Raw genomic sequence first — 21,137 nt, 5'->3', positions numbered from 1 at the left:
CGTGGACCTGAAACGTATCGTCCGGCATCTGATGATGACCCATTGGCGGGTCAAGGTGGCGTTTCCACCGCGCACCCTGTCGGCCATCGAGATAGCCATTCAGGAGAGTCACAAAGCCCATGTCGGCCAGGTGAGGTTCGTCGTCGAGGGCGCGTTGCATAGTGCCGCTCTTTTCGATGGATTGACTGCACGTGAACGGGCGATAGACGTCTTTTCCCAGCTTCGGGTTTGGGACACTGAAGACAACAATGGCGTTCTCATTTACCTCCTGCTGGCAGACCGCGACGTTGAAATCATCGCCGACCGGGGCATCCATTCACGAGTCTCGGTAGACGACTGGGAAGCTGTTTGCCGAATGATGGAGTCGGACTTTCAGTGCGGCAAATACCAGTCGGGTGCCGTACGAGGTATCGAGCAGGTTACCGCACTGCTCAACAAACACTTCCCGGCCCATAGGCCACCACGAGAAGAGTTGCCAAGCTTTCCTGTCGTGATGTAGGTCGGCCACTCCATCCTTGACCAGATTCGGTTCACGGATACACACCCGCCTCTTGAGAAACGCGCGACAGCTCCCGCAGCGCCCTGCGCGCAATCCTCTTCCGTTTGCGGCTATACGCTTTGGCCTTTATGCGCGGTACGTACCTCCGACCACCAACGACAACGACTGGTCGCAGAACGTGCTTGCGCAGCAATTTCCGCACGACATAGCCGCGGCTCACGTTGAGGAGCTGCGCGACCTCGGTGACTGACATCAAATCACCCTCCGTGCATCGCAAGAAGTTTCTCCTTGAGCTCGGCAAGCACGCTCGGCTCGCTGATACCGAGAACAGGGTCCGTGCGAATCAAGTTCTCTCGACACCACGCCGGCCAATGCAGCCAGTCATCATCTAATGCAAGCCACTTCTGCGGCTTACGGCGCAGAACATCGCCCCAAACCTGCATGCCTCGAGGCGCAGCCGCGAACTCATGTTGGTCCATTTTGCTGTGATACGTCGCACCGACTACTCTTGCTCGCAACGCAGGGGGCAGTCTGCGCGACAAGCGGCGTACACTGCCGCGATAGCGACGCACCCATGATGTCGACAGGACAATGCGGACTTCAGAGTACGGGGCGAGCACCTCCTCCAGCAGCGCACAGTGCTCAAACAAAACATGACCGGGTGCGTTAAGCAAAGTAGGCCCGTGTTTGTGGAGCAGATACACGGACTCGGGGTGGGCAACCCCGTCAAAATCCAAGTAGAGCACATGTCCGCCCATGCGTCGGGGCGGCGGCACGTAAAGCGTCGGTCCGGGAAGTCCTGTCAGCATCTCACCCCTCCACAAAAATAGAGCCAGTCGTGCAGTCGGCACAGTCCCGTGGGTCGGACTCCTCAACAAGCGGGCAGGCACTACTACCGTATACCTTCATCTCGGTCGCGGGTGGAAAACTCACCGCGTTGGTAGCAGTTCAAGGACAGCACGGGCAACGTCCGCTACCGTTTGACCGCCACGGAATGGATTCAGGTGGAGAACGAGTGGCGCTGTCTCTACCTTGGAGACTGTGACGCACGCGGTGTCGCGAGTCTGGTTGAAGTGAAGCCACGCCTCGACCTCGAAGCCAATGTCACCAGCCATGTGGCGTTCAATGAAAAACGTGAACGAGCTAGGTGCAGAAGGAACTTGATGCGGCCATTGATAGCCGAAGGACGTGAGCGCTTTGAGGGCGCGACGCCAGATGGGACGTCGGAAGTCGACTTCAACTGCCGATGTATACAGCGCCTCAACATCCGGAGGGGGAGCCTCGTGGTCACCTTCGTAGAAGGTCACGACAGTTCTTGAAAACTCAGACGCCCACGCCGCAGCGAAGTCGCGGACGCGTCGATAGTTGCGCTTTTTCCGGAGCATCTTTATCGGAACTCGTCCACCAAGAGCGCCACTCCTTGTTGTCAAGAAGTCCAGGCGAGCGTCAGGCGGTGCCGGAACGAGCATCCGTGCAATTTTGAACAACAGCTTCCGATTGACCCGGCTGTCGCAGAAGAGTCGAGGATATGCGACGGTGTCGTCGACGCGTATTCCAAAGACGCTCCCTTTTTCAATCCATGCCGTGAGAGTCGATTCGCTGACTGCCAGTGCTGCGCGGAAGTTGGCTTCGGGCAGTAGCTCGCCGCTTTCAACCATCGCGCGCCGAGCATGCATGGCCTGTTCGCGCAATTCGTCCCTAAGCGCGCTTGCGCTCTGCACGGTATCGCTGTCAGGAAATATCTGGTCGAGGTTCTCATCTATCGGAGCCAGAACGACCACTCGTTCCTTCCAGGCCTCGTCTTTCTCGACATTGAAGCCATAAGTCATCCCTGTGTTGAAGGGATGCCGGTAATCTGTGCTTTTGCCGTCTTCGCGGTATTGTCGCTCACAGGTCCACTCACGATTGGGAACGTACACCTGGCCGAGTTCGTCAATCAGTGACTCGCTTCCATTAGCCGGAAGCAGCAGCACCACCGATTCCGGCGGAACCTCCTTAAGACGAGCAATCAAATCTGCGACTTTCATTGGCTTTGGGCAACGGATTCAGTAAATGTCGATGACACACGCGTACTCGAACGACTGGTTTTCAAAGCCCAGCGCTTTCGGACTTCTTGCGTTCAGTCGATTCCAGGCGTAGCCCCTGGGATTTGCCACGACACGGCAATTCCCCACCATGTAGTCGCAAGAATCGTGGACGTGGCCATGCAACCAAAAATCCACGTGTTCAACCAATCTAGTCAGGTCGCTCGCGAACGCCGCATTCGTGATGTCGCCCGCGTACCTTGGATGAACAGAATGTGGATGAGGGCCGTGATGCGTGATGACCACCGTTTTTCCATCGTAAGGTCGTGACAGCTCGTCGCGTAGCCAGGCGAGTGACAGTTGGTGGTTCCGCAACGCGTCTTCGGGCCGGAATCGCTCGCCCGCGCGAGTCCGAATGACGCGGTGGTCATGCAGCCTACGCTGTGCGGTTTTCATTGCTTGGTCCTGTAACTGTTTGTCGAACAGGCAGTAGTCTGTCCATAGCGTGCAGCCCAAAAATCGCACACCGCCGAAATCCGCGGAATCGCGCTCAAGGAATCTGACGGAAGTGCCTTGCGCCTTTGCTCTGATACTGTCGAGGACGTCTTCACTACAGTCGTGATATGCCTCACGATTTCCCGTTACCTAAAGCAATGGGACGGGCCAACGCGCGAACAAGTTCACAGCCTCGCTCCCATTTGCGATATCGCCCGTGAGCACGAGCACGTCGACCTGATGCGCGGGCCTAATGAGCGTCTCGCCAGGGTACTGACGAGCAAGCAACTCTAGATGCAGGTCGGAAGCAAGCTGGATGCGCATTTGGCACTATGTTCCAAGAAACCGCAGAGTTTTAACGTAAATCCGTTTCGCGACTCCCCAAGCCACTTCCTGTGTGCACGGCGGCGGATGCGACGGGACTGGGTATAAGCGCCAATCCAAAAGGGCGAGGATTCTGTCGACATCGGGGTTGGGAATATTGAGAGCTCGGGTCGCACCTTCCACAAAGGCTCGGTCTGGATGGTCGCCGTGGGTCACATCCAGGCCGATGCGGTCAGAGATTTCGACGCAACAGAAATAAAGCGACTCACATGCGCACGAGATTCGCGATTCCGCGGTCATGCCAGGGTCGTGGCACGCGTGCAAATATTCTCGTGCTCGCGCGGTTCGTGGAGTAGGTGCTGCTGTCAGTGTGTCGCGCAGTAGCCTTCCAAGCATCAGGCCAAGGACTGCCGCACTCGCGAACATCGCCGTCACCAGCATCAGCTGCACAATGTCTCGATAGGTCATTGCCAGATGTAGTTCGAAGTCATCCACACCAGCGCTTTCTCAATGGTGCTGACGACCGCCGCGCAAACCGGAATCCCGAAGCTACGATTCGAGATAGTCGTTGGTAACGTCAATGAACTCGTCGACATTGTTCAACCCGCACCACCGTGTCCAGGTGTACTCTGCTGCGGGATGAAATCCTGGCCGTCCCCTGAGTACATATCTTCTTCCCGAGCGCGTTTGAGCATCTCCCGTGAGGATATCGAAGGACGCAATCGCAGAACTTACACGACCGTAGAATCCAAGCGTTTCGCATCCGACTAGATGACGAGCTCCTGTGGCTGATACTTCCATGACTCGCCATTGAATCAGTTCGACCCTCGGACGGTCTTCAACTGACAACGCACGTATGACCGTCATGAGTTGACTTTCCTTGCGCTCGTCAGAGCCATCGACGGGCTTTGACGTCCTAGCCGTTTGATATCTGAGACGGACTCGACGTCGTTGAAAATTCCCTGGTGCTATCGGCTTTTAACAACAGCTCGTAGCGCGTAGCCAACAAAGACCATTCCCGCTCCAGATGCGCGTGGAACGCCGCGAGACGCTTGCCCAGGCTTGCTACCTGTTCCGTGGACAGGGCATCCACTGACTGCAACGCTAACTCTGCGACCGCATGCGCCTCGACGACGTGCAGTCGAGTATCGCGGACAAGCGATTGCTCGATATCCTCAAGGCTGCCGGCGCGCTCGTCCTGGGGAACTGAAATTAAGTGAAACATCGTCCGTCTCACTAGCCATCGCAGTAAGTCGGTTCGCCAATCAATTTCTCCTGGCATTTCCGTCGGCGAGGGCGCGATAGTTTCGTCGCCAATTTGCACAGTCACGGGGCAGCCGAGGGCATACATCGTCGCGCGAGTAGTCGCGGGTACATAGCTAATCGGCTGCAACTTCTCCTCCGTCGTGCCACTTTTCGTCAAATTTGAATCGCAAGGTCAGTGAACCAGCACGAACCTCGTTCAACTGTGCGTTGTTCGAGCAGCCGCAAATCTCTTTAAATCAGTGTAGATGTAAACGCTGTAGATGTAAACAGTGTAGACGTAAAAGCTGTAGACCTAAAAGCTGTCGATACATTGACTGTAGATTCAAACGCTGCGTTCGTGGATGCTGGCGCACCATGAACGAACCGCAAATTACGTTGGAGCAGATGGCGCTTCGGAAGCGCCTGTCCGACAATTTAAAAAAATTTCGCCACAGGCTCCGGGTCTCGCAGGAGGGACTTGCCGACCTCGCTGGGCTACACCGGACGTACGTGAGTCAGGTGGAGCGAATGGTTACAAACATTTCGCTAGACAACATATATCTGCTCGCGAGGGCGCTCGAGTGCGACCCTGCGGAGCTGCTTGCGAAAAATGAAGACGATGACGGTAGTCAGGAGCCGGCGCCAGCTGCCGTCGCTAAAAAGAGCGGCAGGCGTGCTTCACCTAAATAGGCGACATCTAGGTCGTTCTGGCTTTTAGCCAGACAGCGACAACATCCGTGCGCCAGCGGAGCAGTTCGCGGTCGTACAGTTCCGCAGGGGGCGGCAGGAGCCAGGGGCGATGACGGGCGCGATACCGGACCGCATGAGCCGAGATTCCAAGATTTTCGGCGAGTTCATGTGCGTCAAGGTAGGTGAAGGTTGGGCAGCAGTTGGTGCTCATGTCCCGTTTAGCACCGTTATTTAAATGTCATGCTGCCGGGGCGACTGGCAGGTAACCACGGTGTCACAGACGATTGTCGAGAGCGGCTGAAAATACAGGGGCCTCGGCCAAGCGTCGAACCCAGTGCCTTCGGAGGCTGGTGGTTCGCAACGCGGGTTGCCGCTGAACCCGGGGGGTGCCAGCAGCACGCAGGTTCAAGCCTTTCTTTGCAGACGCGGGGGCTTCAACTCATCATCCCATGGCGAGAAAGGGCGCAGGCAGCAAGAGGAACTTCGACCGTTTGACACCGTGGCAACTGAGTTCGACGCCAACCCAAAGACGCCCTTGGTCGGGCCGTACACGCTGGCTGCCGGAGTGATGGCGAAGACGCTGCTCGACAGGAACGGCGTCCGGATGAATCGTACTCAAGGACGGTATAAAAGCCGCGCCTTACACTTGAAGCTGGAGGAGAGGGCTCAACTTGCCCCGCGGCCAGCGTTTTGCGTCAAGCGGGCGCTCCGGACGCAACCTGGGAGTGAACAGCTAGAAGGGGAGCAGGGACCGTGCAAGGTTCTGACAGTCTGGCTGAGTTGCGGCGATGCACACGACCGCGACGCCCCGTTCATCGAGCCGGCACGTCAGCCGGCTTGGGATGCATACGCGGCATGGCTCGGTACCCTCCCTTCGGGGAGGGTCAGGGGGAGCTTTGCCCCGTATCCAAAAGTCCTTCATCCCCTTAAGGTTAAAACTCCCGGCTCGAGTCGAGACTCTTTTATGCCTGTCTGTCGGCCGGGCCCCAATACGTACCATGCGGTGTGATGTTGCGCGTCACTTGCTGTGTGCGGAGGAAGAAGGGCAGCGTGACGAAAGCGGCGGGCTCCGGGACAAAGGTTTTATGCGCGAAGTTGCCCTGCAGTGATCAGTTGACGCGGGGAGGTATCCAAGACGACTTGCTCCCTTTGCTAGGGCCAAGAGTCTTCGAGCAGAATCGGTTATACGAACTCCTGCAATGAGGCGGGAATTTCCGCTATTGCCCGAGTCTCGCTGCAGAACGTGCGCGCGAGAGGTCATTCAGTGTCAGTGCGGCGGTGCCTTGTTGTCGTCCTCGCGCGATGTAGCAATAGAACCCTGGTTCGGACTATCTGCAGGTCACGTCAAGTGTTCAAGCGAAAGAACTGTCACGGGAACCCTCACTGGCCCGTCAGGTGTATCACTTAAGACCGGATGCCAGTGAGTGCACCACTAGCCAATATTTTCCACCTCTGTCTGTGGAAAACCACGGTATGTCCGTGTGAATTCTCTGTAGGCCAATTCTTGATAACTTCTCAAAACCGGAATGCTCCGGAGACTTGTTCAAGGCTCGCTTGACTTTTACACGGATTGTCAGACCGCGTATCCGCCGCATAACCCATTGACGCGATACTGATAATGCCGGTTGTCCACACCCGGCGGGTGCGCTTGTTAACTTCTATTACGTTTACATATATACAGTAAATCAATCTTCTAGAGAGTGCCCTCTCCAGAACGTGTTCGTGAACTGCATTGAACCCCCTTCGTCCGCAGGAAAGCGCGGGATTCAGAGCCCCGACATGCATGCCATGCGGGACCATGTCGGCCCCGTGTTATGTCTCGTCAATCAGCCAAAAGGATAACTTCGGGGGATGGGTGCCTGTCTGCCCCTGGCGCTCAAGCTGAATGGCAAAGGCTGCACGCACGTCACACTTGCAATGACGTCGCTCAAGGCTGGGGAGGAGAGTCTGGCCGACCGCCGGCCCGTCGTGCAGGGCTGCACGTCATGATTTGACGACCGACGGGGCGCGCAGGCCACAGGGCCCGGCTCCCGCCGGCGGCACCAGAGGACGGACCATGAAGTGCAGAACCTGCCCGTCCTATGACTCCAGCAGCGCCGAAACGCGCGAGACACTTTCAGTCCATTCGGTGGACAACAGGCTCTGAATTGCGTCGTTGAGTTCGTCCTTGCGTTCGTCGTCGAACCACTGCTTGCTGCGCTCGGCAACGCGCTCCCGGTAACCCTTCCCTTTGCCCCACTCGTTCTCGCAGTCGCGCCAGAAAATGGCGTCCCGTTTCATTTCGTTTTCGAACAGCGTCTGGCCCAGCAATCTCATCTTGTTGTGCACACCATCGAACGCGGCCAGCATCACGCTCTCGGCCTGCGCAATCAGTGGCACCGCCGTCGCATAGTCAGGGTTCGTGCGCAGGTTGCCGGCGATGGCCTGAAAGTCCTTCAGCTTCCGTCCAAGCGAACCGGCTGCCAGCACCCTGGCGCCGTGGCCCAGCTGGTGCGCATAGTTCAGGTTCGGCCAGTCGCCGCCGCGTCTGACGGCCGCATGGATGGTGCTAGCGTGCGCCTTGGCCAGCTCATTTATCAGGCTTGCCTGAATCTGCTGCTTCAGCGGCGGGCGGGTGGCATTCTGGGTCAGCCAGTTCTTCAGCTTGGCGGCGGCTTCGCGAATGATGGCCTGGGTCTGCTCGCGCTCCCGGTTCCGGATGACTTCGTGAATGTTCCCGGTGGCGTGTTCCAGCCGTTGCGCGAAATCGTCCCTGACACGTTGCAGCTGGGCGGCCACGGACGCCTGGAGCGTGTCCGGTGCATCTTCACGCGCGATAAAGAAACCGACCGGCAGGTCGGCCAGCCCGAGCGGCTCCAGCGCGGTCGCGACCTGTTCGCCTTTCAGCTCGTAGCCCGCTGCGGCATCCTCGACCCGTTGGCCTGCGTCATCCTTCACTGCGAGCGCTTCCTCGGACGGGGCAGGGCGACGATGGCGGCTTTCAGTCCAAGGTTGCGGATGCCCGCATCGCGGGCGCGACTGAGCAGCAGACGCGCTTCTGCGCCAGGCGCATTGTTGAACCCCGAGCACAGGATGGCCAGGGAGTGCGGGTCCTGAAGGTGCACCTCGAGGTCGGCACGCGCCGCAGTCCGGTCGATACCCTTCGTGTCAATGAGCCGGGTGGTCAGGTCCGTGCCCTTGAGCAGCGTTTCCGGCACCACCACCTCGATGCGCTTCGGTAACGTGAATTCGGCGAGCCGTCCGTTGTTGACGGCCTCGAAGGTTTCCTTGAGCCAGGCAAGGGGCAGCTTGCCCGTCGACGGGTCGTACCGAACGTGGCGTGCGTCGCGCCGGTGGAGTTCCATGCGCGCGAGTACTTCCACTACCAGCTCCCGGGCCGATGCATGGGACGCGGCCAGCAGTTTCGCGTCGTCGCGGCGCGTGGTCTTGCCGTCACTCTTTTCCTTTCGCACCCGCAGGCCCGACAGGTTGCGAATGGCACGTTTCAATTTCGCGCGAGATGCCCTGACCCTCGCTCTCGGCTGATTCGGTCTCCTCAGTGCGGGCCGGAATGCCCGCGTGGCTGATGTGGTCGGCAAAGTCGGTCACGTGCTGGCGGATTTCCTCGTCCGGGCACGGCTCCACGACGATGCCATATTGCGGGCCCGTGTTGAGATGAACCTCGCACACGGTGATGCCGCCGGCACCCGCTTCCAGGACCGGTTGTACGGGCGCACCGTCATCGTGTACCTCCAGACCCGGCATGCGGCAGATGGCCGTGGACTTACCGATGCCGATGCTGCCGATGAACGCGACGGTGTGTTCGCGTTTGAGCACGAGGCCCGCGAGGTACTGCAATTCCTCGAGGTATTCATCGAGCCGGCGCTGGAAGGAGGCGGAGACATCGTCCGCGGCCGACAGCGCGCGCAACTGCTGGGCCGCACGCTCGGCTTCCCACAGCAGGTCCTGGTCCGGATGGTTCAGGGGCGGCGCCAGCAGCACCTCCCACCGGCGCTGGAGGCGCTCGCCGAGCTTCAGGGCGTCGGCCGTGCCGATGGCGCACAGCACTTCGTCCAGCTCGTCCCCGTTCAGTTCGCGTTCACCGCTTTCGACCCGGGAGAGCACGGCCGGGCTCCAGGTGACCATGCGGGCCAGTTCGGCCTGTTTGAGGCCCACATGGTCCCGCAGTTGCGCAAGGTAATGGCCAATCGCCATCGGTGTCTGTCCATTCATCCGCTGCCCCTTTTTTTATGTTGAGGCCGTGCAGAAACGTTGTGGCAACGTTCTCGAAACGTTAGAAACGTTTCTTGACGCTTCGTCCGGCATGGCCATCGACCGGCCCGCACCGGGCGCGTCGGGGCACGGGCGGGGTGCCGGTCCGCTGCATCACGGCGGGCGGACTTGCCTCGCGGGGCGTCAGGGGCTAGAATCGCGGTCGCGTCTGGCAATTTTCTGGCAGACGCCAGTGCGGGACGGTGCGCGCGACTGCGCACGACTGCGCCCGGATACTTGTGTTTTCGAGCTGTTGCGTGTGATGGCGGACCAAAGGACGCGCCGGGGCCGGATTGAAATCCGCGTGTCGGTGGTTCGATTCCGCCCCAGGCCACCAGGATTCGGCCCCAGGAAATCGCAAGATTCCTGGGGCTTTTCCTATGTGCGGACGATATGCCGACTCGTTGCAGGACATCTCGACGGCCGCCGCGAGCGGGGCCGGACTCCGCGTGATAAAATCGGGTTTTATCAAGGACTTGCCATGTGTTCTTCGCAAGTCCTTTCTCGTTTCAGGTCCGAGGCATCGTGCGGCGTGAAACTCCTTGGCGGACAATTAGCGATATAAGTCCCGGCAGCTTGGCGCGTGAAAGCCGCAGCCTATACTGCTTGAGCCGGCATTGGTGCCGGCCCGCGCGCCGCAAGGCTGCCAGGCACCGCTTGTGCGCGGCATTCAACATACACGGAGTTTCGCAGTGACCCGCAAAGACGCGAAGAGTAGCGCCCTGGTGCTGTTTTCCGGTGGCCAGGATTCGGCCACGTGTCTCGCCTGGGCGCTGGATCGGTATGAAACGGTCGAAACGCTGGGCTTCGACTACGGGCAGCGGCACCGGGTCGAGCTCGAATGCCGCGAGGGTTTCCGTAGCGCGGTGGCGCGCACGTTCCCCGAGTGGGGCGAGCGGCTCGGCGACGATCACATGATCGATCTGTCCGTGCTCGGCTCGATCAGCGAAACGGCAATGACGCGTGACATCGAGATTCACGCGGCATCGAACGGCCTGCCGAACACGTTCGTGCCCGGCCGCAATCTGATGTTCATGACGATTGCGGCGGCGATTGCGTATCGTCGCGGGTTGCGCGTGCTGGTCGGCGGAATGTGCGAGACGGACTTTTCCGGCTACCCAGATTGCCGCGACGACACGATGAAGGCGTTGCAAGTCACGCTGAATCTCGGCATGGACAGCCGCTTCGTGCTGGAGACGCCGCTGATGTGGCTCGACAAGGCCGACACGTGGCGTCTCGCGCATACGCTGGGCGGCGATGCATTGGTCGAGCTGATCCGCATCGAAACGCACACGTGCTACCTCGGCGAGCGTTCGGAGTTGCATGCGTGGGGTTTCGGCTGCGGCGAGTGCCCGGCGTGCCGCTTGCGCAAGCGCGGGTACGAGGCGTATCAGAATGGCGAGCAGGTCACGGAACCAGCCTAAGCGACAGAGACATCAACAGGCTTCACGGAGCATCGGGCAGAAAGCAGCATGACGTACGCGGTCAAGGAAATTTTCTACACGTTGCAGGGCGAAGGCGCGAACGCAGGGCGCCCGGCCGTGTTTTGCCGGTTCGCCGGATGCAACCTGTGGTCGGGCCGTGAAGAAGATCGCGCCGACGCAGTGTGCAAGTTCTGCGACACCGACTTCGTCGGCACCGACGGCGAGAACGGCGGCAAATTCCGTACGCCCGAAGAGTTGGCCGCGAAGATCGCTTCGTTGTGGCCGGAAGGCGAAGACCAGCGTTTCCTGGTGTGCACGGGAGGCGAGCCGATGCTGCAGATCGACCAGCCGTTCGTCGACGCGCTGCACGCGGCCGGCTTCGAGATCGCGATCGAGACGAACGGCTCGCTGCCCGTGCTCGACACGATCGACTGGATCTGCGTGAGCCCGAAAGCGGACGCGCCGCTCGTGCAGACCAAAGGCAACGAACTGAAAGTGGTCGTGCCGCAGGAGAACCAGCGCCTCGCCGACTACGCGAAGCTCGACTTCGACTATTTCCTCGTGCAGCCGATGGACGGCCCTTCGCGCGATATCAATACGAAGCTCGCGATCGAATGGTGCAAGCGCCATCCGCAGTGGCGCCTGTCGATGCAGACTCACAAGTACCTGAACATTCCCTGATTGCCGTGCTGACGATTACCCGAAAACTCGAATTCGACGCGGGCCACCGCATTCCCGATCACCGCAGCCAGTGCCGTAATCTGCACGGGCATCGCTACGTGCTCGAAATCACGCTGCAAGGCGATCTCGTCGAAACGGAAGGCGCGCCGGATCGTGGCATGGTGATGGATTTCGCCGACGTGAAGGCGCTCGCGAACGAGCATCTCGTCGACAAGTGGGATCACGCGTTCCTCGTCTATGAAGGCGATACACAGGTGCGCGGTTTCCTCGACTCGATGGCCGGTCACAAGACGGTCGTGCTCGACCGCATTCCGACTGTCGAAAATCTCGCGGCCGTCGCGTTCGAGATTCTCGCGAACGTCTATGACGCGCACTACGGCGTCAATCTGCGTCTGCACAAGGTGCGTCTGTACGAGACGCCGAATTGCTGGGCCGACGTGGTCCGCGACTAAACGGGTTATTGTCAAGGTATGATCGTTTCGATAATCACACGGAGCGAGACATGCCGGTCACCGCGATTTGCAGCGGGCGCCACGCCCGCCACAATGACGACACCTTTCACGTCGGCCGTTCGGGCCGCGTAGTCTTTCGCTCAAGTTTGCCCACGGCCGCGCTCGACGGCGACGGAGGCGCGCAATGAGCACGTTCACGAATCCACTCAAGCTGCGCCTGAAAGAGCCGGACCCGCTGTTCGGCCTGTGGCTGTCGCTCGGCAGCGACAGCGCCGCCGAAGCGCTCGCGCACGCCGGTTTCGACTGGCTGCTGATCGATATGGAGCACGCACCGAACGACAGCATCGACGTGACGGGACAATTGCGCGCAATTGCGGCAGCGCATCTGCCGACGGAGCCCGTCGTTCGCTTGCCCGCCGTCGAGCCGTGGCTCGTCAAGCGCGTGCTGGACGCGGGCGCGCGCACGCTGATGTTTCCGAACATCGAGACGGCTGACGAAGCGGCTCATGCCGTCCGCCTGACCCAATATGCGACGCTGGATGGACCGGACGGCCTGCGTGGCGTCGCAGGCGCGGTTCGTGCAGCGGCATACGGAATGCGACGCGACTATTTGCAGAATGCGAACGCGCAAATCGCCACGATCGTGCAGATCGAGTCGAGGCGCGCGCTCGAGCATCTGGAGCAGATCGCGGCGACGCCGGGCATCGATTGCCTGTTCGTCGGGCCGGCGGATCTCGCGGCGAGTCTCGGTCATCTTGGCGATTCGAAACACCCTGAAGTCCAGGACGCGATGAAGCACATTCTGGATGTTGCGCGTCGGGCGCGCGTCGCGACGGGCATTTTTGCCATGGATGTCGCGAGTGCGCGGCAATACCGGTCGGAAGGCTTTCGTTTCATCGCGCTCGCCGCCGATGTGATGTGGCTGTTGCGCACCACGCGACAGGCATTGCAGGAGGTTCGGTCATGAAGCTGCTGTCGTTGAGTGCGGCGCGCATAGCAGGTTGCGCGGCTCGCGCTGTCGTATTGACCGCATTGGCGGCGGGCGCGGCAGCGCATGCGCAGAGCAAGATGCCGCCCGCGTCGGATCTGGAAACACAAACGGCTGTCGCCGATTACAACGCCGGCAACTTTACGTCGGCGCTCGCCGAGTTTCGCAAGGCCGCGCAGCGCGGCAGCCGCCTCGCCGAATTCAACTACGCGATGATGTTGCTCAACGGTGAAGGCGGTCCCGTCAATGTCGAAGAAGGCAAGAAGTGGCTGCGCAAGGCCGCCGACGCCAACATGTCACACGCGCAATACGTGTACGGGAAGATGTACGACGACGGCGAGTTCGTCACGCGCGATCCCGTGGAGGCGCATCAATGGTTCCTGAAGGCGGCGCAGCAAGGGCATATCCAGGCCGAGCTGGCGCTCGCGAACCAGTTTCTCGACGGACGCGGCACCGCGCGCGATAACCAGCAGGCGTTCGTCTGGTACAAGAAGGCGGCCGAGGGCGGCGACATGACCGCGCAGTACGTGACGGGCTCGTTCTACGAACGCGGCGGCGACGGTGTTCCGCAGAACCTGAACGTGGCGCGCGCCTATTACGCGGCGGCGGCGGCGCAAGGCGATCCGGCGGCGCGACTCAAGTATCAGCAACTGAGCGCGCAACTGCGCGAGTCGCACGAAGCAAAGCCTCAATAAAAAACGGCGCCCGGGAATTTCAGGCGCCGTTTTGCTATGCGGGTAGGACGTAGGGCTCGCGGATCAACTTTGCATCAGACGCTTCTGTCGCCCGACGCTCATGATGAGACCAATCGCAAAACCGAGTGTCGTCAGCGCGGTGCCGCCGTAACTCATGAACGGCAAAGGCACGCCCACCACGGGAAGAATCCCGCTCACCATGCCGATGTTCACGAATGCGTAGGTGAAGAACGCCATCGTCAGCGATCCGGCCAGTAATCGGCCGAACAGCGTCGCGCCGTTCGCCGCGATGAACAGACCGCGCGCGATCAAGGCCATATAGAGCGTCAGCAGCACCAGGCCGCCCGCCAGGCCGAATTCCTCGGCGAACACAGCGAAAATGAAGTCGGTGTGCTTCTCCGGAATGAATTCGAGGTGAGCCTGCGTGCCCTTCAGCCAGCCCTTGCCGAGCGGCCCGCCCGAGCCGATCGCGATCACGGCCTGAATCGTGTGGAAGCCTTTGCCGAGCGGGTCGGATGTCGGATCGAGCAGCGTGCAGATGCGGTGCTTCTGATAATCGTGCATCAGCGGCCATTGCACTTCGGGCTGACAGATATTGTCCTGGAAAGTCGCAATCGCGCCGACGGCAATCACGCCCGCGACCAGCACGGGCACGATCAGCTTGAAGCTCAGTCCCGCGAAGTAGATGACGAAAAGCCCCGATGCGAACACGAGCACGGCCGTGCCGAGATCGGGCTGCTTCGCGATCAGGCCGACGGGCACGGCGAGAATGATCAGACCGACGATGTAATCCCACCAGCGGATATTGCCCTCGCGCCGCTGGTAGTACCACGCGAGCATCAGCGGCGTCGCGATCTTCAGAATCTCCGACGGCTGGATCACCACGCCGACGTTGATCCAGCGCTTCGCGCCCTTGCGCGTCAGGCCGAACATCGCGACGGCCACGAGTAACGCGACCCCGAATGTGTAGATGGGGACGGCGAAGCGCATCAACGTCGTCGGCGGGATGTTGGCCAGCACCCACATCAGCCCGAATGTCAGGATGATGTTGCGCAACTGGTCTTCGACACGTCCGGGCATGTCGATGCTCGCGCTATAGAGCGTCACGATGCCGACGCACAGCAGCAGGAATACGATCAGCGCGAGCGGGCGATCGAAGCCCGCGAACATGTTCTTGATGCGATCGAGCCAGGCGCGCTTGTCGATTTGCATGCCTTTCTCCTTACTCGTCGATGCCGCCGGACACAGGACCGCGCGGGGCGGCCTGTGATTCGTCGTTGCGCGATGGCGCCGCAGCGGTCGGCCGCGATTCGCTGGCCGGGCGGGGTTTGTGTGGTGACTTGCGCGCGTCAGAGGCCTTGACGGGGGCCGCAGCCGTGGTCGATGGCGCGACGTATGACGCCGCCGCCGACGGCGCGGCCGTTGCCGACGCGCCGCGCGGCGCCTTGGCGGATTTCGCGGATTTGGCGACCGAAGCGGGCACAGGCGCAGCGGCCGAACCTGGCGCCGACGCCTCCGGTGCCGAAGCCGCCACTGCACCGGAGGCCGCAACGCCTGCGGCATTCGCGCCGGACGCATCCGATGCAGGCGCTGCATGCGGCGTCGATGCGCCAACTGGCGGCGGCAACGCGGTGAAGCCGGTCGCGACCGACACGGGCTGAATCTCGCCGTTCGGCGCGGGCGGCGCGCTGCCGATCACGGGCGCGGACGTTTCTTCCGTCGCCGATGCAGCCGCCGTGACGGCCGCAGCCTCGACGCCCGGCTTCGCGCGGTCGACGAGGTAATAGTCGAGAACGCGACGCGCGATCGGGCCCGCCGCTTGCGCACCCCAGCCGCCGTTTTCGACGATCAGCGCGAGCGCGATTTTCGGATTGTCGGCGGGCGCGAACGCGATGAAGAGCGCATGGTCGCGCAGATTTTCAGCGAGTGCGTGACCGTGGTACTTCTGGCCTTGCAGCGAGAACACCTGCGCCGTCCCCGTCTTGCCCGCCGACAGATACGCCGCATTGCGGAACACCTGATACGCGGTGCCCGACGGGTTCATCGTCACGTTTTCCATGCCGCGCTTGATGACGTCGATGTCCGACTGCTTCACGTCGATGCGTCCGTCGTCTTTCGGCACGGTGGCGCGCAGTGCACGGGTGATCGGATTCTCGATTTCCTTCACGAGGTGCGGCTTCATGACGGTGGCGTTGTTCGCGAGCGTCGCCGTCGCGTGCGCGAGTTGCAGGATCGTGTACGAGTTGTAGCCCTGGCCGATGCCGAGGCTGATCGTCTCGCCTTCGTACCATTTCTGCTGCTCGGGCTTGCGGTATGCCTTGCGCTTCCAGTCCGTCGAAGGCAGGATGCCGCGCGCTTCGCCAGCAATGTCGATGCCCGTTATCTGGCCGAAGCCCCACGGCTTCATGAAGTTTGCGATCGCGTTGACGCCAAGATCGTGCGCGAGCATGTAGAAGTACGTGTCGTTTGACACCATGATCGCGCGGTTCATGTCGATCCAGCCTTGACCCTGCGGCACGTCGTTGCGGAACGTGTGGCCGCCGAACGTGTACGAGCCCGGGTCCTGGAAGCCCCATTGCGGCGTGCGCTTGTGCAGCGTCAGCGCGGCGAGCGCCATGAACGGCTTGTACGTCGAGCCGGGCGGATAGGTGCCGTGCAGCGGACGGTTGAGCAGCGGGTGATCTGGCGAGTTGTTCAACTCGTCCCAGGTCTGCTGGTCGATGCCGTCGACGAATGCATTCGGATCGAAGCTCGGCGCCGACACGAACGCGAGCACGTCGCCCGTCGACGGTTCGATCGCGACCAGCGCACCGCGGCGTCCCGCGAACGCTTGCTCGGCGACCTGCTGCAAGCCGATATCGAGCGACAGCACGAGGTTGTTGCCCGGCGTCGCTTGCGTGCGCGAGAGCGTGCGCACGGGCCGCCCGCCCGCCGTCACTTCGACTTCCTCGAAACCCGTCAGGCCGTGCAGTTCCGTTTCGTAGCTCTGCTCGACGCCGATCTTGCCGATGTAATCGGTGCCCTTGTAATTGTTCGCATCGAGGCGCGGGTCGTAGTGATCGGGATCGCTATCGTTCTGATCGCTGGCATCGTCGATGCGGTCCTGGTCGCGCTGCGAAATGCGGCCGATATAGCCGATCACGTGCGCCGCCGTCGGCCCGAGCGGATATTGGCGGAACAGACGCGCGCGCACTTCGACGCCCGGAAAGCGGAAGCGCTGCGCGGTGAAGCGCGCGACTTCGTCATCGGTGAGGCGCGTGCGGATCGGCAGGCTCTCGAAGTTCTTCGAGTCCTCCTGCAGCTTGCGGAAGCGCCGGCGGTCGCGCGCATCGATGTTGATCACGGTCGCCAGATTGTCGATTACAGCGTCGAGCGAGTCGTTCAGCTTCGACGGCGTGATTTCGAGCGTGTACGCCGAGTAGTTCCTCGCGAGCACGACGCCGTTGCGGTCCGTGATGATGCCGCGGTTCGGCACGATCGGCGCGACCGAGATGCGGTTCTCGTCGGCTTGCAGCGAGTACTTGCTGTAGTGCCAGACTTGCAGGAACAGGAAGCGGAATGCGATCAGCCCAAAGCAGACGAACACGAACAGCCCCGCCGCCGCGACGCGCAGGCGGAATTTCGTGAGCTGCTGCTGGGTGTCCTTGAATTCGGTCATGCGGTTGGGCAGGGACTGCCGGTTATGCGGTTTGATTCAGATCGACGGTCATGCGCCGATGCGCAGCCGGCTTTGGCGCCGCTTCGTCTTGCCGCGACGCACATTGTGCCGCCTGACGATCGTGAAAGCGGCAACACGGATGCGCGTTCATGAGCGAGCGGGCGGCGCGCGTGGTCAGATGGGCCGCGTGTCGTCCGGATCGGCGGGACGGCGCTGCGGCATCAACAGCAGAATGCTCGCGATGGGCCAGAGCGCGGCCTCGACGAAACCGTCGATCAGATAACCCCAGCCCGGAAACGATGCGCCCGTCAGCAGGCGGATCACGAAGGGCACCAGCTGAGCGACGACGAGCAGCGGCATCACTGCGAAAATCTGTACGCCGATCGGCATCCACAGCACGCGGCGATGGATCGTGATCGCGCCATACGAGAGCAGCGTGTACGCGAGTGCGTGTTCGCCGAGCAGGCTTGCGTTGTGGACATCCATCAACAGGCCAAGCATGAACGCGATGCCCATGCCGACCTTGCGCGGCTGATGTACGTTCCAGAACAGCAGCACGAGCGCGACGAAATCGGGAATGCCGATCAGGCGTCCCCACGGCATCATGTTCAGCAGGAACGCGGCGGCCAGGCTGAACGCGATGAAGTAGGGATTGACGGGCTGCAGGATGTACTGCGGGCGGTTCATTGCTGGGCCCCCTGCGCGGCTTGCGGCTTCGCGCTCTTTTCGGCGGCCGGCTTCTTCTCGGTCGCGGCCTTGCCGGCGGGTTTGACCGACGACGCGGGCTTCACCGCAGCCGCCGCCGCTGCGGGCGTCGACGCAGCCTGCGCGGACTTCGCGTCCTTCTCGCCCGGCTTGCCTTTTTCCGGCGCTTTCGCGTTCTTCTTTTTCGCTTCCTTCGCGGCGGCGGCCGGATCGGGTTCGTCGGCGGGGCGCGGCGGTACGTTGCTTTCGTAGTGCAGGACCAGCAGATCGCGAGCGCCGCGCACGGGGGCGATCGGCTGACAGATCACGCGCGCGAAAGCCGTATCCGCCTGCTTGTCGACGCGCACGACCTTCGCGACAGGCAGCCCCGGCGGATACACGCCGTCCAGACCGCTCGTCACCAGTTCATCGCCTGCGAGCACGTCGGCGCTGATCGGTACGAAACGCAGATCGAGCGCGTCGCCCTTGGGCGTGCCATAAATCACGCTGCGCAAGCCGGTGCGAACGATCTGCACGGGCACGGCCTGATCCTTGTCGGTGAGCAGCGTGACTTCCGATTGCATCGGGAACACGCGCGTCACCTGGCCGATCACGCCATCTTCGTTGACGACGGGCGAACCGCCCTTGATGCCCTGCTGCGAGCCGCGACCGATCACGACCTTCTGCGTGAACGGATCGCGCGTGTCGTACTGGATTTCGGCGGGAATCGATTGCGTCGTCATCTTTTGCGACAGCTGCAACAGATTGCGCAGATGCGTATTTTCAGCGCCGAGTTGCGCGGCCTCGTTGGCCTGTTGCGACAACTGCAGATTGCGTGTGCGCAGCTTCGCGTTTTCACCGCGCAGCGTTGCGCTCGTCACGGCGAGATCGGCGGCGCCCATGAAGATGTCGCGTGGCACGAGCGCCGCGCGCTGCAACGGATACAAGCCCGCGCCGAGCACGCCGCGAACGATCTCGAGCGTATTGAAGCGCGCGTCGGAAATGAGCAGGGCGAGCGCCACCAGCACGAAGAAAATCAGTCGTGCGAGTGCCGAGGGGCCTTGCTTGAACAGGGGCGGCGGACTGTATTCCATGGTCGCCGGGAGCGTGAGCGAGTGGGTGAGACTTCAGCGCGCCAGGTTGCGCGCACAACGCACAAAGGCTGGCGGAGCCAGCCTTTCAGTGCGTGTTACCGACATGGAGACTGACAAGCTTACTCGTACGAGAAGATACTGCCGAGCTTGTCCATGCGTTCGAGCGCCATGCCCGAGCCGCGCACGACGCACGTCAGCGGATCTTCGGCGACCAGCACGGGCAGGCCCGTTTCTTCTGCCAGCAGGCGGTCGAGGTCGCGCAGCAGCGCGCCGCCGCCCGTCAGCATCATGCCGCGCTCGGCGATGTCGGCGCCCAGTTCCGGCGGCGTCTGTTCCAGCGCGATCTTCACCGACGACACGATCTGGTTCAGCGGATCGGTCAATGCTTCGAGAATCTCGTTGCTCGAAATGGTGAAGCTGCGCGGAATGCCTTCCGACAGGTTGCGGCCCTTCACTTCCATTTCCTTGACTTCCGAGCCCGGGAACGCGGAGCCGATTTCCTTCTTGATGGCTTCGGCCGTCTGTTCGCCGATCAGCATGCCGTAGTTGCGGCGAATGTAGTTGACGATCGCTTCGTCGAACTTGTCGCCGCCGACGCGCACCGAGCCCTTGTACACGATGCCGCCCAGCGAGATCACGCCGACTTCCGTCGTGCCGCCGCCGATATCGACGACCATCGAGCCCGTTGCTTCCGACACCGGCAGCCCCGCGCCGATTGCAGCCGCCATCGGCTCTTCGATCAGATAGACCTGCGATGCGCCCGCTCCGTGTGCCGCTTCCTTGATTGCGCGGCGCTCGACCTGCGTCGAGCCGCACGGCACACAGATGATGATGCGCGGCGACGGCGAGAACATGCGCGATTCGTGCGCAGTCTTGATGAACTGCTTGATCATCTGTTCCGTCACGGTGAAGTCGGCGATCACGCCGTCCTTCATCGGGCGGATCGCCTCGATGTTGCCCGGCACCTTGCCGAGCATCTGCTTTGCTTCTTTGCCGACTGCCTGAATGGTCTTCTTGCCATTCGGGCCGCCTTCCTGGCGAATCGAAACGACGGACGGCTCGTCGAGAACGATACCCTTGCCACGCATATAGATGAGCGTGTTGGCCGTGCCGAGGTCAATGGCCAGATCGTTGGAGAAATAGCTGCGCAAAAAACCAAACATTCAAAATCCTGTCTCGCTGGGGGCCGGGCCTCGCATCGTATGCATAGGGCGGCAGCGGAATAAAGTTAGCAGCCTCACGTTCGGCCGTTGCGGCCGTGGAAGCATGAAACTGCGAGGAAAACGCACCGGAGGCTATAGCAAGGCGGCAGATCTGTCGTTCAGCGATCTCTGAAAATGCCAGAAAGGCCTTGGTAAGTCGGTCCGGGTTTGGGTCGAACGCGTAATGATACCTTATAATTTTGCTTGATTTAAAGGAAACGAAGGGCACTTTTTGCCGTCGCCGGCCCCAATTTCGAGGGCCTGCTCCAATGACCTAACCTGCTGTCGCAGCATCGTTTTTCATCGTTGCGGCAGACCGCCACTTTTCCGGTGATTGCATGGCACTGACTCTGACCGATGTGAAACGCATCGCCCATCTCGCACGGCTCGAATTGCCCGATGCCGACGCCGAGCACACACTCGCCCAGCTCAACGATTTCTTTGGCCTTGTCGAGCAGATGCAGGCGGTCGACACGACAGGCATCGCGCCGCTCGCCCATCCCATCGAGCAGATCGAAGACGTGGCGCTGCGTTTGCGCGACGACGCCGTCACCGAAAGCGTGAATCGCGATGAATACCAGCGTCCGGCGCCCGCTGTGCAGGACGGCCTGTATCTGGTGCCGAAGGTCATCGAGTAAGCGCCCGGGCAGGCGTGATTAAGCACAGGGTTCTGTGTCAAGCGTGCGACGTTGCGCGCGCAACACGTCCCGCTTTTTTCGGCCCGGCCTGCC

The 21,137-nt window shown here is 61.4% G+C and carries 20 protein-coding genes; 8 read left to right on the top strand and 12 right to left on the bottom strand.

The features are described 5' to 3' along the window. The first annotated feature begins 1 nt into the window (after nucleotide 1). Nucleotides 2–499 carry a TPM domain-containing protein gene (locus GCT13_RS19040; protein ID WP_321574460.1) on the top strand — a complete coding sequence of 166 codons (498 nt, stop codon included), beginning with the start codon at nucleotides 2–4 and terminating at the stop codon, nucleotides 497–499. Nucleotides 500–756: 257 nt separating this feature from the next. Here the strand turns inward: GCT13_RS19040 and GCT13_RS19030 are convergent, their stop codons facing one another. The 4 genes from GCT13_RS19030 to GCT13_RS19010 all read right to left on the bottom strand — a co-directional run bounded on the left by GCT13_RS19030 (nucleotide 757) and on the right by GCT13_RS19010 (nucleotide 4,567). After that, nucleotides 757–1,308 (bottom strand): HAD domain-containing protein, encoded by a 552-nt coding sequence (locus GCT13_RS19030; RefSeq protein WP_227746909.1) that lies wholly within the window; start codon nucleotides 1,306–1,308, stop codon nucleotides 757–759. A 120-nt stretch (nucleotides 1,309–1,428) separates the two neighbouring features. Beyond that, nucleotides 1,429–2,526, bottom strand: a complete 1,098-nt coding sequence (locus tag GCT13_RS19025; protein ID WP_152760479.1) for a hypothetical protein — start codon at nucleotides 2,524–2,526, stop codon at nucleotides 1,429–1,431. Nucleotides 2,527–2,544: 18 nt separating this feature from the next. Then, a complete protein-coding gene (locus GCT13_RS49385; protein ID WP_227746908.1) occupies nucleotides 2,545–2,979 on the bottom strand; it encodes a metallophosphoesterase family protein in 435 nt (144 codons plus the stop codon). 1,279 nt (nucleotides 2,980–4,258) lie between these two features. Then, the gene (locus GCT13_RS19010; protein WP_152760477.1) at nucleotides 4,259–4,567 is read right to left on the bottom strand and encodes a hypothetical protein; all 309 of its coding nucleotides are present in this window, start codon (nucleotides 4,565–4,567) and stop codon (nucleotides 4,259–4,261) included. 395 nt (nucleotides 4,568–4,962) lie between these two features. Between GCT13_RS19010 and GCT13_RS19005 the strand changes: the two genes are divergently transcribed. Then, a complete protein-coding gene (locus tag GCT13_RS19005; RefSeq protein ID WP_152760475.1) occupies nucleotides 4,963–5,277 on the top strand; it encodes a helix-turn-helix domain-containing protein in 315 nt (104 codons plus the stop codon). A gap of 2,079 nt (nucleotides 5,278–7,356) precedes the next feature. Here the strand turns inward: GCT13_RS19005 and GCT13_RS49380 are convergent. From GCT13_RS49380 to GCT13_RS49370, 3 genes are read right to left on the bottom strand one after another with little or no spacing between them, the layout of a single operon-like run. Next, nucleotides 7,357–8,214, bottom strand: coding sequence for a hypothetical protein (locus GCT13_RS49380; protein ID WP_227746907.1), 858 nt, complete (start codon nucleotides 8,212–8,214; stop codon nucleotides 7,357–7,359). Further along, nucleotides 8,211–8,765: a hypothetical protein gene (locus GCT13_RS49375; protein WP_227746906.1), complete on the bottom strand. Its 555-nt coding sequence runs from the start codon at nucleotides 8,763–8,765 to the stop codon at nucleotides 8,211–8,213. The genes GCT13_RS49380 and GCT13_RS49375 overlap by 4 nt, the downstream gene beginning before the upstream one ends. Beyond that, nucleotides 8,710–9,471, bottom strand: a complete 762-nt coding sequence (locus GCT13_RS49370) for a helix-turn-helix domain-containing protein (RefSeq protein ID WP_227746905.1) — start codon at nucleotides 9,469–9,471, stop codon at nucleotides 8,710–8,712. Before GCT13_RS49370 ends, GCT13_RS49375 begins: the two co-directional genes overlap by 56 nt. Nucleotides 9,472–10,220: 749 nt before the next feature. Here GCT13_RS49370 and queC point away from each other — a divergent pair. From queC to GCT13_RS18975, 5 genes are all read left to right on the top strand, one after another. Further along, on the top strand, nucleotides 10,221–10,952 hold the full coding sequence (queC, locus tag GCT13_RS18995; RefSeq protein WP_321574459.1) for a 7-cyano-7-deazaguanine synthase QueC: 732 nt from the start codon (nucleotides 10,221–10,223) through the stop codon (nucleotides 10,950–10,952). A 48-nt stretch (nucleotides 10,953–11,000) separates the two neighbouring features. Next, a complete protein-coding gene (gene queE / locus GCT13_RS18990; protein WP_152760473.1) occupies nucleotides 11,001–11,633 on the top strand; it encodes a 7-carboxy-7-deazaguanine synthase in 633 nt (210 codons plus the stop codon). Between the two features lie 8 nt (nucleotides 11,634–11,641). Beyond that, nucleotides 11,642–12,085, top strand: a complete 444-nt coding sequence (gene queD / locus GCT13_RS18985) for a 6-carboxytetrahydropterin synthase QueD (RefSeq protein WP_090863571.1) — start codon at nucleotides 11,642–11,644, stop codon at nucleotides 12,083–12,085. Nucleotides 12,086–12,269: 184 nt separating this feature from the next. Continuing rightward, a complete protein-coding gene (locus tag GCT13_RS18980) occupies nucleotides 12,270–13,052 on the top strand; it encodes an HpcH/HpaI aldolase family protein (RefSeq protein WP_152760471.1) in 783 nt (260 codons plus the stop codon). Beyond that, nucleotides 13,049–13,768, top strand: a complete 720-nt coding sequence (locus tag GCT13_RS18975) for a tetratricopeptide repeat protein (protein ID WP_152760469.1) — start codon at nucleotides 13,049–13,051, stop codon at nucleotides 13,766–13,768. Before GCT13_RS18980 ends, GCT13_RS18975 begins: the two co-directional genes overlap by 4 nt. Before the next feature lie 63 nt (nucleotides 13,769–13,831). On the opposite strand, the gene rodA is transcribed toward GCT13_RS18975, so the two are convergent. The 5 genes from rodA to GCT13_RS18950 form a co-directional block, all read right to left on the bottom strand. After that, complete coding sequence (gene rodA, locus GCT13_RS18970; protein WP_152760467.1) at nucleotides 13,832–14,980, bottom strand: rod shape-determining protein RodA; 1,149 nt, start codon at nucleotides 14,978–14,980, stop codon at nucleotides 13,832–13,834. Between the two features lie 10 nt (nucleotides 14,981–14,990). Then, on the bottom strand, nucleotides 14,991–17,426 hold the full coding sequence (gene mrdA, locus GCT13_RS18965) for a penicillin-binding protein 2 (protein ID WP_152760465.1): 2,436 nt from the start codon (nucleotides 17,424–17,426) through the stop codon (nucleotides 14,991–14,993). Between the two features lie 174 nt (nucleotides 17,427–17,600). Continuing rightward, the gene (gene mreD / locus GCT13_RS18960) at nucleotides 17,601–18,113 is read right to left on the bottom strand and encodes a rod shape-determining protein MreD (protein WP_152760463.1); all 513 of its coding nucleotides are present in this window, start codon (nucleotides 18,111–18,113) and stop codon (nucleotides 17,601–17,603) included. Further along, the gene (gene mreC / locus GCT13_RS18955; RefSeq protein ID WP_152760461.1) at nucleotides 18,110–19,204 is read right to left on the bottom strand and encodes a rod shape-determining protein MreC; all 1,095 of its coding nucleotides are present in this window, start codon (nucleotides 19,202–19,204) and stop codon (nucleotides 18,110–18,112) included. Before mreC ends, mreD begins: the two co-directional genes overlap by 4 nt. 119 nt (nucleotides 19,205–19,323) lie before the next feature. Further along, nucleotides 19,324–20,367 carry a rod shape-determining protein gene (locus GCT13_RS18950; RefSeq protein ID WP_004189550.1) on the bottom strand — a complete coding sequence of 348 codons (1,044 nt, stop codon included), beginning with the start codon at nucleotides 20,365–20,367 and terminating at the stop codon, nucleotides 19,324–19,326. A gap of 377 nt (nucleotides 20,368–20,744) precedes the next feature. On the opposite strand from GCT13_RS18950, the gene gatC reads away from it, so the two are divergent. Beyond that, nucleotides 20,745–21,044, top strand: a complete 300-nt coding sequence (gatC, locus tag GCT13_RS18945) for an Asp-tRNA(Asn)/Glu-tRNA(Gln) amidotransferase subunit GatC (RefSeq protein WP_152760460.1) — start codon at nucleotides 20,745–20,747, stop codon at nucleotides 21,042–21,044. Nucleotides 21,045–21,137 lie beyond the last annotated feature (93 nt).

This window comes from Paraburkholderia franconis, from assembly GCF_009362735.1.
In the GTDB taxonomy this organism is placed as follows: domain Bacteria; phylum Pseudomonadota; class Gammaproteobacteria; order Burkholderiales; family Burkholderiaceae; genus Paraburkholderia; species Paraburkholderia franconis.
Note: the sequence above shows the minus strand (reverse complement) of the source record. Positions and strands in the feature narration are given on the sequence as shown.